We start from the raw sequence: 571 nt of genomic DNA, 5'->3' as shown, positions 1-571 counted from the left end.
ATCACGGTCACGGCGGAAGCGAAGAGCCGCGCCTATGGCGACGCCAATCCGCCGCTCACCTATCAGGTCAGCGGTGCGGGGCTCGTCAACGGCGATGCACTCTCGGGTGCGCTGGTGACCTCGGCGACCACTGCCAGCAACGTCGGCACCTACGGGATCGGACAGGGGACGCTCGCGGCCTCAGGCAACTATGCGCTGACCTATGTGGGCGACAACCTTACCGTCACCCAGCGCGCGATCATCGTGACCGCCGACGCGAAGAGCCGAGCCTACGGCGACGCCAATCCGCCGCTGACCTACCAGGTCGGCGGCGCCGGTCTCATCAACGGCGATACGCTGTCGGGCGGGCTGGCGACGTCGGCGACGACAACCAGCAACGTCGGCACCTACGGTATCACGCAAGGCTCGCTCGCGGCCTCGGGCAATTATGCGCTGACCTATGCGGGCGACAACCTCACCGTCACCCAGCGCGCGATCACGGTGACGGCAGATGCGNAAGAGCCGCGCCTATGGTGACGCCAATCCGCCGCTGACCTACCAGGTCGGCAGCGCCGGTCTCGTCAACGGCGAT

1 pseudogene is annotated in these 571 nt (G+C 67.2%); it reads left to right on the top strand.

Features of this window, described 5'->3' with window-relative positions:
• Positions 1 to 495 (top strand): annotated as a pseudogene (locus CQ14_RS44480) (MBG domain-containing protein); the annotation flags it as partial.
• Positions 496 to 571: the final 76 nt, after the last annotated feature.

It is taken from the genome of Bradyrhizobium lablabi (assembly GCF_001440475.1).
Classification (GTDB): domain Bacteria; phylum Pseudomonadota; class Alphaproteobacteria; order Rhizobiales; family Xanthobacteraceae; genus Bradyrhizobium; species Bradyrhizobium lablabi.
The sequence above is the reverse complement of the archived record's forward strand: the minus strand, read 5'-3'. Positions and strand labels throughout refer to the sequence as shown.